Origin of the sequence: Streptomyces sp. NPDC048473 (assembly GCF_043200155.1) — a bacterium.
In the GTDB taxonomy this organism is placed as follows: domain Bacteria; phylum Actinomycetota; class Actinomycetes; order Streptomycetales; family Streptomycetaceae; genus Streptomyces.
In genome coordinates this window covers 43,894-58,574 of record NZ_JBICXE010000005.1, presented here as the reverse complement: position 1 = coordinate 58,574, position 14,681 = coordinate 43,894, and the positions used below count along the sequence as shown (strand labels likewise).

Genomic DNA, 14,681 nt, shown 5'->3' with positions numbered 1-14,681 from the left:
GCCACGTGTCACCCGCGACCCCTCGCTGATGCACATCGCCTCCGAAGTGCTGTCCTGCGTGTTCAGCTGCCGCCGGTGACAGCAGGGGCGTCGTGCGACGGAGCCCGGAGATATTTACCGGCCGTGGTGACCGATGGTCGCAAGACTCGCGATCATGCCCTCCCCTGCGCGAAACCTCGCCCTTGAGCACTTTCAGTGGATCGACGGTCACGCCGACGTCTGGAAGATCGAGGACTGTTCCGAACCTTCGCGTACTTCGGCGCGATCTTCTCCTCCAGCCTCATCGGCATCGCCTTCGGATCCACCGCGACCGACGCCGGATTCCACGCCGTCGCCCTCGTCGTCATCGGCATCGGCGTCGCCGTCATGCTGATGACCATCCTGGACAAGAGGATCCCCTCGCGAACCGACAGGTGAACGGCCGCACCGGTGGACAGCCGGTGGGCAGATGCCTCCGGGTGGTACTGGTTACCCTGCCGCAACCACTCTGATCAGCCCGGACGTCGCCGCGCAGCACGACGCAACATGAACGCTCAGCACTCGATGATGTTCACCGCGAGCCCGCCCCGCGCCGTCTCCTTGTACTTCACGCTCATGTCCGCGCCCGTCTCCTTCATGGTCTTGATGACCTTGTCGAGGGAGACCTTGTGGGTGCCGTCGCCGCGCAGCGCCATCTTGGCGGCCGTGACGGCCTTGACCGCGGCCATGCCGTTGCGCTCGATGCACGGGATCTGAACGAGACCGCCGACCGGGTCGCAGGTCAGGCCGAGGTTGTGTTCCATGCCGATCTCGGCGGCGTTCTCGACCTGCTCGGGGGTGCCGCCGAGGACCTCGGCGAGGGCGCCCGCGGCCATGGAGCAGGCGGAGCCGACCTCGCCCTGGCAGCCGACCTCGGCGCCGGAGATGGAGGCGTTCTCCTTGAAGAGCATGCCGATGGCTCCGGCGGCGAGGAGGAAGCGGACGACGCTGTCCTCCTTCTCCGCCTCGGTGGCGCCGCCGGCCGCGAAGTTCATGTAGTAGTGCAGCACGGCCGGGATGATGCCCGCGGCGCCGTTGGTGGGTGCGGTGACGACGCGGCCGCCCGCCGCGTTCTCCTCGTTGACCGCCATCGCGTAGAGGGTGATCCACTCCATCGCGAGGGTCTGAGGGTCGCCCTCGGCGCGCAGCTGGCGGGCGGTGTTCGCGGCACGGCGGCGGACCTTGAGACCGCCGGGCAGGATGCCCTCGCGGGACATGCCGCGCGAGACGCAGGCCTGCATGACGCGCCAGATGTCCAGCAGACCCGAGCGGATCTCGTCCTCGGTGCGCCAGGTCTTCTCGTTCTCCAGCATCAGCGAGGAGATGGACAGACCGGTGTCCTTCGAGAGCCGCAGCAGTTCGTCGCCGGTGCGGAAGGGGTGCTTCAGCACGGTGTCGTCGAGGACGATCCGGTCCTCGCCCACCGCGTCCTCGTCGACGACGAAGCCGCCGCCGACGGAGTAGTAGGTCTTCTCCAGGAGGGGGGCGCCCTCGTGGTCGAAGGCGAAGATCGTCATGCCGTTGGCGTGGTACGGAAGCGCCTTGCGGCGGTGCAGGATCAGTTGCTCGTCGGCGTCGAAGTCGATCTCGTGCATGCCGAGGAGGTTGATCCGGCCGGTGGTACGGATCCGCTCCACGCGGTCGTCGGCGGACTCCACGTCGACGGTACGGGGCGACTCGCCCTCCAGGCCGAGCAGGACGGCCTTGGGGGTGCCGTGGCCGTGGCCGGTCGCACCGAGCGATCCGTACAGCTCGGCGCGTATGGAGGCGGTGTGGGCGATGAGGCCCTCGTTCTTCAGCCGGCGCGCGAACATATGGGCGGCGCGCATCGGGCCGACCGTATGGGAGCTGGACGGGCCGATGCCGATCGAGAACAGGTCGAAGACCGAGATGGCCACGGGAGACTCCTAAGGGTTGGTAGACGCCGTTGTCTGCCGGGTGATGCGGTACGGACCGGTCGGCCCGAAGAGCAGCGGGGACAAGGGATGGGGCACCGCGCCCACTGACCAGTGTGCGCGGTGCCCCGCCCGAAAGGTGACGAACTGTGTCCCGGATTACTTCAGGACGGCCTGCGCCCCTACTTCAGGCCGGGGTACAGCGGGAACTTCTCGGCCAGCGCGATCACGCGGGCCTTGAGGTCGTCGGCGTCGTAGGACGGCTTGAGCGCCGAAGCGATGATCTCGGCGACCTCGGTGAAGTCCTCGGCCTGGAAACCGCGGGTGGCCAGGGCCGGCGTACCGATCCGCAGACCCGAGGTGACCATCGGCGGCCGCGGGTCGTTCGGGATGGCGTTCCGGTTGACCGTGATGCCCAGCTCGTGCAGCCGGTCCTCGGCCTGCTGGCCGTCCAGCTCGGAGTTGCGCAGGTCGACGAGGACCAGGTGGACGTCCGTACCGCCGGACAGCACGGAGACACCGACCTCGGTGACGTCCGGCTGGACCAGGCGCTCGGCGAGGATGCGGGCGCCGTCCAGGGTGCGCTGCTGGCGCTCCTTGAACTCCTCGGTCGCCGCGACCTTGAACGAGACCGCCTTGGCAGCGATCACGTGCTCCAGCGGACCACCCTGCTGGCCGGGGAAGACCGCGGAGTTGATCTTCTTGGCGAGCTCCTGCGTCGACAGGATGACGCCACCGCGCGGACCGCCGAGGGTCTTGTGCGTGGTCGTCGTGACGACATGGGCGTGCGGCACCGGGTTGGGGTGCAGACCCGCGGCCACCAGGCCGGCGAAGTGTGCCATGTCGACCATCAGGTACGCGCCGACCTCGTCCGCGATGCGGCGGAAGGCGGCGAAGTCCAGCTGGCGGGGGTACGCGGACCAGCCGGCGACGATCAGCTTCGGCTTGGACTCCTTGGCCAGACGCTCGACCTCGGCCATGTCCACGACGCCGGTCTCGTCGACGTGGTACGGGACCACGTTGTAGAGCTTGCCGGAGAAGTTGATCTTCATGCCGTGGGTCAGGTGACCGCCGTGGGCCAGGCTGAGGCCCATGATCGTGTCGCCCGGGTTCAGCAGCGCGAACATCGCGGCGGCGTTGGCCTGCGCACCGGAGTGCGGCTGGACGTTCGCGGCCTCGGCGCCGAACAGCGCCTTGATGCGGTCGATGGCGATCTGCTCGACGACGTCGACGTGCTCACAGCCGCCGTAGTAGCGGCGGCCGGGGTAGCCCTCGGCGTACTTGTTGGTGAGGACGGAGCCCTGGGCCTCCATGACCGCGACCGGAGCGAAGTTCTCCGAGGCGATCATTTCGAGGGTGGACTGCTGACGGTGGAGCTCGGCGTCGACAGCGGCGGCGACGTCCGGGTCCAGCTCGTGGAGGGAGGAGTTGAGAAGCGACATCAGGTGGTCCCTTTGGGTCTCAGTTGCCGGAGAACTCGGTGTACTCGTCGGCGGAGAGCAGATCCTTCGGCTCCTCCGCCACACGTACCTTGAACAGCCAGCCGCCCTCGAAGGGAGCGGAGTTCACCAGCGACGGGTCGTCCACGACGTCCTGGTTCGCGGCGGTGACCTCACCGGTCACCGGCGAGTACAGGTCGCTCACCGACTTGGTCGACTCCAGCTCACCGCAGGTCTCACCCGCAGTCACCGTGTCACCGACCTCGGGGAGCTGGGCGTAGACGACATCGCCGAGCGCGTTGGCGGCGAACTCGGTGATACCGATCGTGGCCACACCGTCCTCGACGGCCGACAGCCACTCGTGCTCCTTGCTGTAACGCAGCTGCTGGGGGTTGCTCATGACCTGAATTCTCCTGTACGCGGGGGAGTGCTGATGAACGGTGGTCTTACGGTGTGAGACGCGACTGCGTCACTTCCGAGGTGCGCGGATGTCACTTCTGGCGCTTGTAGAACGGCAGCGCCACGACCTCGTACGGCTCGTGGCTGCCCCGGATGTCCACTCCGACGCCCGCGGTACCGGGCGTGGCGTGCGCAGCGTCCACGTACGCGATGGCGATCGGCTTGCCCAGGGTGGGCGACGGGGCGCCCGAGGTGACCTTGCCGATGATCTCGCCCGCGGCGACCACGGAGAAACCGGCGCGCGGCACCCGGCGGCCCTCGGCGATCAGCCCGACCAGCTTGCGGGGCGGGGCGGTCTCGGCGCGCTCGGCGGCGGCCTGGAGGGCCTTGCGGCCGACGAAGTCGCCCTCCTTCTCGAACTTCACGACCCGGCCCAGACCGGCGTCGAACGGGGTCAGCTCGGTGGTCAGCTCGTTCCCGTAGAGCGGCATGCCGGCCTCCAGGCGCAGCGTGTCGCGGCAGGAGAGCCCGCACGGGATCAGGCCGCGCGAGGCGCCCGCCTCGGTGAGGGTCTTCCACAGGTGCTCGGCGTGCTCGGGGGCTACGAACAGCTCGAAGCCGTCCTCGCCGGTGTAGCCGGTACGGGCGATCAGCGCGGGCACACCGGCGACCGTGCCGGGCAGGCCGGCGTAGTACTTCAGACCGTCCAGGTCGGCATCGGTGACCGAGGCCAGGATGGCGGGCGACTCGGGGCCCTGGACGGCGATCAGCGCGTACGCGTCGCGGTCGTCGCGCACCTCGGCGTCGAAGCCGTCGGCCCGCGCGGTCAGTGCGTCCAGCACGATCTGGGCGTTCCCGGCGTTGGCGACGACCATGTATTCGGTGTCACCCAGGCGGTAGACGATCAGGTCGTCGAGGATGCCGCCGTCCTCGGCGCAGATCATCGTGTAGCGGGCGCGGCCCACGGCGACGGTGCCGATGTTGCCGACCAGCGCGAAGTTCAGGAAGGCCGCGGCCTCGGGGCCGGTGACGGTGATCTCGCCCATGTGCGACAGGTCGAAGAGACCGGCCCTGGTGCGCACCGCGTTGTGCTCGTCGCGCTCGCTGGCGTACCGCAGGGGCATGTCCCAGCCCGCGAAGTCGGTCATGGTCGCGCCCAGCGAACGGTGCAGGGCATCGAGGGCGGTGAGACGGGGGGCGGTGCTCATGGATATGGCTCCCAGGGCATGACGACGAGGACGATCCCTCCCCATCTGTCATCGGAACCTGAGAGGTTCGCCGAGAGCCCCTGAAGGGTTCGGCTTGCACCTTGGGTGGAGCCGCAGAGCGGCCCGCTTTTCAGATCTGCCTCATCCACGCGGTACGGGGCCTGAGAGATTCAAGGGAGGAACTTGCTCCTTCGGCGCCCGGCACATGCAGTGACCGGAACTCTCCCGCGCGGATTCAAGCGGCCTTTATGCAGTTGGCCGGGTCATCATCGCACGCATCGCGCCGGAGTGGGGCCCCGGTCCCTCTCGGGAAATCAGCGGCGTGGACGGTTGTGCCGCATTACCTTTTCTTTACACTTCATGGGCATACGTGGGGTGACCCGACAGGGGGAGGGTGATGACGTTGCAGCGGTACGCGACGACCGCGGGGGTCGCGCACGGCGCGATGCCTGCACAGCCAGGGGCTCCGGCCACGGAAACGCTCGGCACGCACGCGCCCGTCGTACGGGATCTGCGGGAGCGGGCCGGGCGCAGCCCGCGCAGCCTGCACTTCGCGGCAGGCGACGTGGTGGTGGTCTCCGGGCTGCCCGGCAGCGGTAAATCGACGCTCATCCGGCGGGCGGTGGCGACGGCCCGCGCCATCGACTCGCAAAACACCCGTGACCGCTGGGCGGGGCTGATGCCCCGTTTACTCCCGTACGCCCTCTACCGCCCCCTTGTCCGTTTCGCCCACTACTGGGGGCTGTGGCGGGCGCTGCGCTCCGGCGAGTCCGTCGTCGTCCACGACTGCGGAACCCAGGCGTGGGTGCGCGGCTGGCTGGCGCGTGACGCGCGGCGCCGGGGCCGCGTCCTGCACCTCGTCCTGCTCGACGTCACACCGCGGACGGCGAGGGAGGGGCAGCGGGAGCGCGGACGCGGCGTCTCCGGATATGCGTTCGCCCGGCACCGAAGGGCGGTGGGGAGGCTGCTGCGGAACACCGAGACCGGCCTGCTGCCGCCCGGGTGCGCTTCGGCGGTGCTGCTGGACCGGGAGGCGGCGGGGAAGCTGAGCCGGATCGCGTTCGCGGACGCATAAGGCCCGGGGGAGGGGCCGGAGGGCCTGGCGGCCGGACGTTAATCTTCTGCCGGAAGGCTCGGGCAAGAAGGGGAAGCAGTGGACATTCCGGCACAGGTCCAGTCCCATCCGCAGAGCGGATGGCCGGCCAATGAGCTCGAAGAAGTGCTCATGGCCTCGGTGGGCAGCCCTGAGGCGGGCGGACGGCTCGTCGAGGTGCTCGGGCGCAGCCACGTCTGGGTGCCCCTGCCGGGCGGCGGCGGACCCGACTCCCCCGACCTGGACCTGCCCACGCTGGAGATCGAGGGCGCTCCGTACGTTCCCGTATTCAGCTCCGAACAGCAGTTCCTCAGCTGCGCCGGCACCCAAATGCCCTTCACCGTCGCGCCCGCCCGCGAGTTCGCCCGCGGCCTGCCCCCGCAGCTCGGCATCGCGGTGAACCCGGGCGGAGCCGTCGGGCTGCCGCTGCCGCCGCCCGCCGTGGCCGAGCTCTGCCGCGCCGGACGCACCCCGCTGGACGGACCGGCCAGCGGAGGCAGGGTCCGGCTGTACGAACCGGCCTGGCAGGAGGAGCCCGTCGACTTCCTCTCCGTGGCGGCCGGCGAATTCGAGGAGAGCGGTGTCGTGCTCACCGCCCGCCGGGCGCTGGCCAGCATCGAGGGCGGCGAGCCCGTCCTCTTCATCGGCGTCGAGTTCTCCACCTGGGAGGGCGCCGGGCGCAACGCCCCGATGGACGCCCTCGGCCGTGCGCTCGGCCGGGCCGAGGTGCCCTGGCCGGTCAATCTGATCCTGCTCGATGTGGCGCAGGACCCGGTCGGCGACTGGATGCGGGAGAAGATCCGGCCGTTCTACCAGCGCGCGGGCCAGTAGCGCCCGGCGCGGCGCACGCGGACGCCTCCGGAGTGGATCACGGCGTCGACCCGAGGCGTCAAGTCGGTGTCAGGACCGGCGCATAAGCTGGTTTGATGGCTGGTGCCACGGCACCATGCCGCACCCGTGTGCCCCGGGAGCGGCGGGCCGACACAGTGGATCGAAGAGGGGCGGGACCAGGTGAGTGCGTCAGGCACCGCGGCGGCCGGGCAGGTCGAGCACATGCTGCGCCAAGTGACGCCCGGGCGCTACGACGCGTACGAGGCACTGCTGCAGGCCCTCGCGAACGGCCGGATCTGGATGCTCCTCTGGCACGGCCGGCCGGGCTCGCCCGACGCCCAGTACGGGAACATGGAGATCGACGGCCTCGGCTACGCCCCCTGTGTGACCTCCGCCCAGGAGCTCTCGGCCAGCGGCTGGAACCGGGCCCACGAGCTCGTCGGCGGCCGCGACATCGCCCGCACCCTCTTCCCCGACCGCTGGGGCATCTGGCTCAACCCGCACGCCCCGGGCGGCGGCGTCGGCATCCCCTGGCTGGACCTGCGCCGGATCGCCACCGGCCTCGACCGGATGCCCGCCGGCCCGCTCCGGCTCACCGAGCCGGCCATCGAGATCCCGCAGTTCTACGCCCTGCTCACACAGAACGCCCATCACACCCCCGCGATCCGCTCGCTGCGCCGCGCCTGGGTGCAGCCCGCGCTCGGCGTCCCGTATCTCGCCATCGGTCTCGACCTCTACGACACGAGCCAGACCTCGGTCGACGCGGTGCGCGCGATGATGCAGCAGTCGATCGGCGCGGTCCCGGAGGGGCTGCCCGTCTCCACCGTCGCGATGTCCGACGAGTACGACCCGGTCGCGATGTGGCTGCGCGCCAACTCCCGCCCGTTCTACGACCGCGAGGCCCACGCACCGGCGGCCCCGGTGGCGGGCTACGGCTATCCGCCGCAGCAGGGCGCGTACTGACCCTGCCGGCAGCGGAGTTGTACGTCCCCGGCACCCGAAATGTCGCTGTACGCACCCGACTTCCGGAAGGCGGCCACCCGTGCCCGTCCAAGCTCGGGTGAATCGGTGCGCCGACCGGACCCTCACCACAGGCTCGAACTCCTCATGTCCGAGATTTCCGTGCTGGGGGTATCTGGTGGTGAAAGCGACGCGAATCTACGCGCGTGCCCCCTTCCGCCTCAACTGACCTGTGTTCGAGGGGCGTTCACTTCCGTCCGGATAACGGAACACCCCTGACCGCATCACGGTTAGGCATCCATTCGCCTGACGGTATGGCTACCTCGCGCGACGGCAATGAAGACTCCCGCAGCAAGGGCGTCTTGCCGCCTCTGCGTACGACTGACTGATCGCGCCGCCACAGCGGCCAGTTCGGCCCGGCCACCGCCGGTTGAGAGGGGTCCTTGCCACGATGACGGCACCACTGCACGAGCCGACCACGGAAGCGGACCCGATCGCTACCGGCGGTCCCGCAGCCGACTCCGGGGTGAAGAAGGTCGAGGGACGGTCTCTCAAGCAGATCGCCTGGAACCGCCTGAAGCAGGACAAGGTCGCGCTGACGGGCGGCATCACCGTGCTCGTCCTGGTCGTGGTGGCGGTCTTCGCGCCGCTGATCGTGAGCCTGCTCGGACACCCGCCGAACGACTTCCACCAGGAGATGCTCGACCCGCTGACCAATCTCCCCAAGGGCGACCTCGGCGGCGTGAGCGGCGACTACCTCTTCGGCGTCGAGCCCAACAAGGGGCGCGACATCTTCAGCCGGATCGTCTACGGCGCCCGGATCTCGCTGCTCGTGGCGTTCCTGGCGGCCCTGGTCGCCGTGGCGCTCGGCACGCTCTTCGGGATCGTCGCCGGCTACTTCGGCGGCTGGGTGGACGCGGTGATCAGCCGGGTGATGGACGTGCTGCTGTCCTTCCCGCAGCTCCTCTTCATCATCTCCCTCGTCTCGGTCCTCCCCGACGACCTGCTCGGCCTCACCGGCAGCGGGGTGCGCATCGCCGTACTCGTCGCCGTCATCGGCTTCTTCGGATGGCCGTACGTGGGACGCATCGTCCGCGGCCAGACGCTCTCGCTGCGTGAACGCGAGTACGTGGAAGCGGCACGCAGCCTCGGCGGCGGGCGGGTGCACATCCTCTTCCGCGAACTGCTGCCGAACCTGGTGGCACCGATCACCGTCTACGCGACGCTCATGATCCCCACCAACATCCTGACCGAAGCGGCCCTCAGCTTCCTCGGCGCCGGTGTCCGGCCGCCCACGGCCTCCTGGGGCGGAATGCTGCGGGACGCCCTGGAGACGTACGAGCACGACCCGATGTTCATGGTCTTCCCCGGCGTGACGATCTTCATCACCGTACTGGCCTTCAACCTCTTCGGGGACGGGCTGCGCGACGCCCTGGATCCCAAGGGGACCCGATAGCCCACGACTTGCCCCTGCCGCACTGTCAGGTGGCTCTTCCCATGGTTCTCCGGCAAGCAATGGCCTGGGACCGCGATCTCGGAGGTTGCGAGAAAATGTCCACAGTTACCTCGAAACGACGGCTCACCGCTGGTGCGGCCCTCGTGGTCGCGGCGCTGATGACCACCTCGGCGTGCGGCGGCGGCGACGGCGACAGCGGCGACAGCAAGTCGAAGGGCGCCGGCTTCAACGCGGCGTTCAACAAGGTCGCCAACGCGTCCACCAAAAAGGGTGGAACGCTGAAGATGGTCGGCAAGCAGGACCTCGACTCCGCCGACCCCCAGCGTGCCTACTACGGCATGGCCTGGGACTTCATGCGCTTCTACACCCGCCAGCTGGTCACGTACGACACCAAGCCGGGCGCCGCCTCCACCAAGCTGGTCGGCGACCTCGCCACCGGCCCCGGTGTGATCAGCGACGGCGGCAAGACGTACACGTACAAGCTGCGTCCCGGCATCACCTGGGAGGACGGCTCCAAGGTCACCTCCCAGGACGTCAAGTACGGCATCGAGCGCATCTGGGCGACGGACACCATCACCGGTGGCCCGCAGTACCTGAAGCAGACGCTGGACCCCAAGGGCGAGTACAAGGGCCCCTACAAGGACTCGTCCGCGGACAAGCTCGGCCTGAAGGCGATCGAGACGCCCGACGACAGCACCGTCATCTTCAAGCTGCCCAAGCCCAACGGTGACTTCGAGCAGTTCCTCGCCATGCCGTCCGGCACGCCCGTGAAGGCGGCGAAGGACACCAAGGCGAAGTACACCCAGCGGCCGTTCTCCTCGGGCCCGTACAAGTTCGAGTCGTACAAGCCGGGCAAGAGCATCGTGCTCGTCCGCAACGACAAGTGGCAGAAGTCCTCGGACCCGGTGCGCGCCGCGCTGCCGGACAAGGTCACCGTGACGATCTCCGCCAACCTGGAGGAGAACGACAAGAGGCTGATGGAGGGCGACTACGACGTCGACCTCAACGGCACCGGCATGACCCAGTCCGGCCGCGTCACCGCCGTCTCGGACCACAAGGACAGCGTCGACAACATGCTGACGTCCTTCGTCCGCTACGTCGCGCTCGTCCACACGGCGAAGCCGCTGGACGACGTCCACTGCCGCAAGGCCGTCTTCTACGCCACGGACTTCGCCGGCCTCCAGCAGACCCGCGGTGGCGAGATCGCCGGTGGCGAGATCGCCAACAGCACGCTTCCGACCTCCATCAAGGGTCACAGCGACTACGACCCGTACGGCGTTCTCGCCCGCAAGGGCAAGCCGGACGAGGCCAAGGCCAAGGAAGAGCTGAAGGCGTGCGGCCAGCCGAACGGCTTCTCCACCAAGCTCACCGCCCGTAACAACAACCCGGGCGAGGTCGACACCGCCGAGGCGCTCCAGGAGCAGCTCGGCAAGGTCGGCATCAAGATCGAGGTCGACCCGATCGACGGCGCCGAGTCGTCCAGCATCACCGGTTCGCCGTCCGTCGTGAAGAAGCGCGGCTACGGCATGACGATGAGCGGCTGGGGCCCGGACTTCCCGTCCGGCCAGGGCTTCGGCCAGCCGCTGTGGGACAGCCGGTTCCTCGCCGAGACCGGTAACTACAACGAGTCGCAGCTCAAGGACCCGCAGATCGACAAGCTCTTCGACGACGCCATCGCGGAGACCGACGCGGTCAAGGCCGGCGAGATCTACAAGGCTCTTGACAAGCGGATCCTCGACCAGGCCGACTGGATGCCCTTCATCTACGAGAAGAACATCACCTGGCGCGGCGAACGACTGACCAACGTCTACATGTCCGACGCCTACAGCGGACGTTACGACTACGTCTCGCTCGGCGTCGTCAAGTAGTCGCTGTAGCCAACAGCATTTGCAGTCAACCCGGTTGACTGCCCCACCGCCGCCGAAACCCGCCAGTCCGAAGGGCAGGTGATGGCCGTGGTGGTGGCCGGGAGCCCCCACAAGGGGTTCCCGGCCACCGCCGGGCCGCGCACAGTGCTTGCTTATCTCATCCGGCGCCTGTTCGCCGTAGTCATCATGGTGCTCGTCGTACTGCTCGCGACCTTCACCATCTTCTTCATGCTGCCCAAGTGGGCGGGTCAGGACGTCGCCGTCCTCTTCGCCGGCAAGGCCACGGGTGCCGAGCAGCTCGCGGGCATCCGGATCAAACTGGGTCTCGACGACCCCCTTCTCGTCCAGTTCTGGGACTTCGTCAAGGGCATCCCGATGGGGCGCGACTACGCGAACGGTGACGACGTCACCCACTGCGCCGCACCCTGCTTCGGCTACTCCTTCCGCACGGAGGTACCGGTCTGGACCACCCTCAAGGACGCCCTGCCCGTCACCGGTGCGCTCGCCGCCGGTGCCTGCGTCCTGTGGCTCCTCGGCGGCGTCGCCACCGGTGTGGTGTCCGCGCTGCGGCGCGGCAGCATCTGGGACCGTGCCGCGATGACCACCGCCCTCGCCGGCGTCTCCCTGCCGATCTTCTTCACCGGCATGGTCGCGATGGGCCTCTTCGTGCACAACCTCGGCTGGGTGCACATCGCCGACAACCTCTCCACGGACGACAGCATCGGCACCTGGTTCCAGACACTGATCCTGCCGTGGATCGTGCTCGCCTTCCTGAACGCCGCGATGTATGCCCGGCTCACCAGAGCCACCATGCTCGAAGTGCTCGGCGAGGACTACATCCGTACCGCCCGCTCCAAGGGTCTGGGCGAGGGCGCCGTCATCACCCGGCACGCCCTGCGTTCCGCGATGACGCCGATCCTCACCGTCTTCGGCCTCGACATCGGCGTGCTCCTCGGTGGCGCCGTCCTCACCGAGTCCACGTTCAACCTGCCGGGGCTCGGTCTCGCGGCGGTCCAGGCCATCAGTAACAAGGACCTGCCCGTGATCCTCGGCGTCACACTGTTCGCGGCTCTCGCGATCGCCGTCGCCAACCTCGTCGTCGACATTCTGTACGCCGTCATCGACCCGCGAGTGAGGCTGGGATGACCGAACTGCACAAGAGCGGTGCCGCGCTGGGCGAACCCGCCCCGGCCGGCTCGCCCGCTCCCACCGCCTTCCTCGAAGTGCGCGACCTCAAGGTGCACTTCCCGACCGACGACGGCCTGGTCAAGTCCGTCGACGGGCTCAACTTCCAGCTGGAGAAGGGCAAGACTCTCGGCATCGTCGGCGAGTCCGGCTCCGGCAAGTCCGTCACGTCGCTGGGCATCATGGGCCTGCACACCGCGGGCCAGTACGGAAAGCGCAAGGCACAGGTCTCCGGCGAGATCTGGCTGGACGGCAAGGAACTGCTGTCCGCCGACCCCAACGAGGTACGCAAGCTCCGCGGCCGCGACATGGCCATGATCTTCCAGGACCCACTGTCCGCGCTGCACCCGTACTACACGATCGGCAAGCAGATCGTGGAGGCGTACCGGGTCCATCACGACGTGAACAAGAAGACCGCCCGCAGGCGTGCGATCGAGATGCTCGACCGGGTCGGCATCCCGCAGCCCGACAAGCGCATCGACAGCTACCCGCACGAGTTCTCCGGCGGGATGCGCCAGCGCGCGATGATCGCCATGTCGCTGGTCAACAACCCCGAGCTGCTGATCGCCGACGAGCCGACGACCGCGCTGGACGTGACCGTCCAGGCGCAGATCCTCGACCTGATCCGGGATCTGCAGAAGGAGTTCGGCTCCGCGGTCATCATCATCACCCACGACCTGGGCGTCGTGGCCGAGCTCGCCGACGACATCCTGGTGATGTACGGCGGGCGCTGCGTCGAGCGCGGACCGGCCGAGAAGGTGTTCTACGAGCCCCGGCACCCCTACACCTGGGGTCTGCTGGGCTCGATGCCGCGCCTCGACCGCGACCAGACCGACCGGCTCATCCCGGTCAAGGGCTCCCCGCCGTCGCTCATCAACATCCCGTCGGGCTGTGCCTTCAACCCGCGCTGCCCGTACGCGGATGTGCCCAAGGACGACGTGACCCGCACCGTACGGCCCGAGCTGCAGGAAGTCGGCAGCCGGCACTGGGCGGCCTGCCACATGTCGCAGGAGCAGCGGGAGCGTATCTGGACCGAAGAGATTGCGCCCAAGCTGTGAGCGAGGACAAGGCCGTGACGAGCGAGGACAAGGGCGTGGACGTTCCGGCGCAGAGGTCTGCCGGGGGCGGCGCGGCGGTCAAGGACGCAGCCTCCCGCGAGGTGCTGCTCAAGGTGACCGGGCTGCAGAAGCACTTCCCCCTCAAGAAGGGGATGCTGCAGCGCAGTGCCGGTGCCGTGAAGGCCGTCGACGGGATCGACTTCGAGGTGCACTCGGGCGAGACCCTGGGTGTCGTCGGGGAGTCCGGCTGCGGAAAGTCGACGATGGGCCGGCTGATCACCCGGCTGCTCGAACCCACCGCGGGGAAGGTCGAGTTCGAGGGGAGGGACATCACGCACCTCGGCGTCGGCGCCATGCGCCCGATGCGCCGCGACATGCAGATGATCTTCCAGGACCCGTACTCCTCGCTGAACCCCCGGCACACGATCGGCACGATCGTGGGTGCCCCCTTCAAGCTGCAGGGCGTCACGCCCGAGGGCGGCGTCAAGAAGGAGGTGCAGCGGCTGCTGGAGGTCGTGGGCCTCAACCCCGAGCACTACAACCGCTACCCGCACGAGTTCTCCGGCGGTCAGCGCCAGCGCATCGGGATCGCCCGCGCGCTCGCGCTCAACCCCAAGCTGGTCGTGGCGGACGAGCCGGTGTCGGCGCTGGACGTCTCGATCCAGGCGCAGGTCGTGAACCTGCTCGACGATCTCCAGGCCGAGCTGGGTCTGACGTACGTGATCATCGCCCATGACCTCTCGGTCGTCCGGCACGTCTCGGACCGGATCGCGGTGATGTACCTCGGCAAGATCGTGGAGCTGGCCGACCGCGAGTCGCTCTACAAGGCGCCGATGCACCCGTACACCAAGGCGCTGCTCTCGGCGGTCCCGATCCCGGACCCGAAGCGCCGTTCGGCCAAGAGCGAGCGCATCCTGCTGAAGGGCGACGTGCCGTCGCCGATCTCGCCACCCAGCGGCTGCCGCTTCCACACCCGGTGCTGGAAGGCGACGGAGATCTGCAAGACGCAGGAACCGCCGCTGGTCGCGCTGAAGACCGGGCACCAGGTGGCCTGCCACCACCCGGAGAACGCGCCCGACCAGGCGCCGGGGGAGACGGTGACGGCGGCGGCGCGCGAGGCGATCGAGGTCGTCACGGTGCAGAAGCCGGAATCTGCCACGGTGCAGAAGCCGGAAGCCGGCGCAGTGCAGAAGGCGGAGGCCGACGAGGCCGCAGCGGATGACGGCGCCGCATCGTCCGATACGCCGGAGGACAACCCGAAGGAGTAGTAC

General features: G+C 68.7%; 13 protein-coding genes and 1 riboswitch. Of the genes, 9 read left to right on the top strand and 4 right to left on the bottom strand.

Annotated elements, in window-relative coordinates; all coding sequences use genetic code 11:
* The first annotated feature begins 195 nt into the window (after window positions 1-195).
* On the top strand, window positions 196-417 hold the full coding sequence (locus ACGFU7_RS10785) for a hypothetical protein (protein ID WP_393694360.1): 222 nt from the start codon (window positions 196-198) through the stop codon (window positions 415-417).
* A 116-nt stretch (window positions 418-533) separates the two neighbouring features.
* On the opposite strand, the gene ACGFU7_RS10780 is transcribed toward ACGFU7_RS10785, so the two are convergent.
* The 4 genes from ACGFU7_RS10780 to gcvT all read right to left on the bottom strand — a co-directional run bounded on the left by ACGFU7_RS10780 (window position 534) and on the right by gcvT (window position 4,959).
* Window positions 534-1,916, bottom strand: coding sequence for an L-serine ammonia-lyase (locus tag ACGFU7_RS10780; protein WP_393694358.1), 1,383 nt, complete (start codon window positions 1,914-1,916; stop codon window positions 534-536).
* Between the two features lie 179 nt (window positions 1,917-2,095).
* Window positions 2,096-3,355, bottom strand: a complete 1,260-nt coding sequence (glyA, locus tag ACGFU7_RS10775; protein ID WP_393694356.1) for a serine hydroxymethyltransferase — start codon at window positions 3,353-3,355, stop codon at window positions 2,096-2,098.
* A gap of 19 nt (window positions 3,356-3,374) precedes the next feature.
* The gene (gene gcvH / locus ACGFU7_RS10770; protein ID WP_266748730.1) at window positions 3,375-3,752 is read right to left on the bottom strand and encodes a glycine cleavage system protein GcvH; all 378 of its coding nucleotides are present in this window, start codon (window positions 3,750-3,752) and stop codon (window positions 3,375-3,377) included.
* Window positions 3,753-3,843: 91 nt separating this feature from the next.
* Window positions 3,844-4,959, bottom strand: a complete 1,116-nt coding sequence (gene gcvT, locus ACGFU7_RS10765; RefSeq protein ID WP_393694354.1) for a glycine cleavage system aminomethyltransferase GcvT — start codon at window positions 4,957-4,959, stop codon at window positions 3,844-3,846.
* Window positions 4,960-5,099: 140 nt separating this feature from the next.
* A riboswitch (glycine riboswitch) is annotated at window positions 5,100-5,197 on the bottom strand.
* A gap of 159 nt (window positions 5,198-5,356) precedes the next feature.
* Between gcvT and ACGFU7_RS10760 the strand changes: the two genes are divergently transcribed.
* The 8 genes from ACGFU7_RS10760 (at window position 5,357) to ACGFU7_RS10725 (ending at window position 14,678) form a co-directional block, all read left to right on the top strand.
* Window positions 5,357-6,034, top strand: coding sequence for an AAA family ATPase (locus ACGFU7_RS10760; protein WP_393694352.1), 678 nt, complete (start codon window positions 5,357-5,359; stop codon window positions 6,032-6,034).
* 78 nt (window positions 6,035-6,112) lie between these two features.
* On the top strand, window positions 6,113-6,883 hold the full coding sequence (locus ACGFU7_RS10755; RefSeq protein WP_393694350.1) for an enhanced serine sensitivity protein SseB: 771 nt from the start codon (window positions 6,113-6,115) through the stop codon (window positions 6,881-6,883).
* Window positions 6,884-7,063: 180 nt separating this feature from the next.
* Window positions 7,064-7,846: an enhanced serine sensitivity protein SseB C-terminal domain-containing protein gene (locus ACGFU7_RS10750; protein ID WP_393694348.1), complete on the top strand. Its 783-nt coding sequence runs from the start codon at window positions 7,064-7,066 to the stop codon at window positions 7,844-7,846.
* A 448-nt stretch (window positions 7,847-8,294) separates the two neighbouring features.
* Complete coding sequence (locus ACGFU7_RS10745) at window positions 8,295-9,299, top strand: ABC transporter permease (RefSeq protein ID WP_393694346.1); 1,005 nt, start codon at window positions 8,295-8,297, stop codon at window positions 9,297-9,299.
* A gap of 95 nt (window positions 9,300-9,394) precedes the next feature.
* Window positions 9,395-11,167 (top strand): ABC transporter substrate-binding protein, encoded by a 1,773-nt coding sequence (locus ACGFU7_RS10740; protein ID WP_393694344.1) that lies wholly within the window; start codon window positions 9,395-9,397, stop codon window positions 11,165-11,167.
* A gap of 144 nt (window positions 11,168-11,311) precedes the next feature.
* The gene (locus ACGFU7_RS10735; protein WP_393694888.1) at window positions 11,312-12,313 is read left to right on the top strand and encodes an ABC transporter permease; all 1,002 of its coding nucleotides are present in this window, start codon (window positions 11,312-11,314) and stop codon (window positions 12,311-12,313) included.
* A complete protein-coding gene (locus ACGFU7_RS10730; protein WP_393694342.1) occupies window positions 12,310-13,410 on the top strand; it encodes an ABC transporter ATP-binding protein in 1,101 nt (366 codons plus the stop codon). The genes ACGFU7_RS10735 and ACGFU7_RS10730 overlap by 4 nt, the downstream gene beginning before the upstream one ends.
* A 35-nt stretch (window positions 13,411-13,445) precedes the next feature.
* Window positions 13,446-14,678 (top strand): ABC transporter ATP-binding protein, encoded by a 1,233-nt coding sequence (locus ACGFU7_RS10725; RefSeq protein ID WP_393694886.1) that lies wholly within the window; start codon window positions 13,446-13,448, stop codon window positions 14,676-14,678.
* Window positions 14,679-14,681: the final 3 nt, after the last annotated feature.

Excerpts from the sequence above, each read along its gene's own strand:
- ACGFU7_RS10760 (WP_393694352.1), top strand. The coding sequence starts at position 5,357 with ATGACGTTGCAGCGGTACGCGACGACCGCGGGGGTCGCGCACGGCGCG.
- ACGFU7_RS10730 (WP_393694342.1), top strand. The coding sequence starts at position 12,310 with ATGACCGAACTGCACAAGAGCGGTGCCGCGCTGGGCGAACCCGCCCCG.
- ACGFU7_RS10740 (WP_393694344.1), top strand. The coding sequence starts at position 9,395 with ATGTCCACAGTTACCTCGAAACGACGGCTCACCGCTGGTGCGGCCCTC.
- ACGFU7_RS10745 (WP_393694346.1), top strand. The coding sequence starts at position 8,295 with ATGACGGCACCACTGCACGAGCCGACCACGGAAGCGGACCCGATCGCT.
- gcvT (WP_393694354.1), bottom strand. The coding sequence starts at position 4,959 with ATGAGCACCGCCCCCCGTCTCACCGCCCTCGATGCCCTGCACCGTTCG.
- glyA (WP_393694356.1), bottom strand. The coding sequence starts at position 3,355 with ATGTCGCTTCTCAACTCCTCCCTCCACGAGCTGGACCCGGACGTCGCC.
- gcvH (WP_266748730.1), bottom strand. The coding sequence starts at position 3,752 with ATGAGCAACCCCCAGCAGCTGCGTTACAGCAAGGAGCACGAGTGGCTG.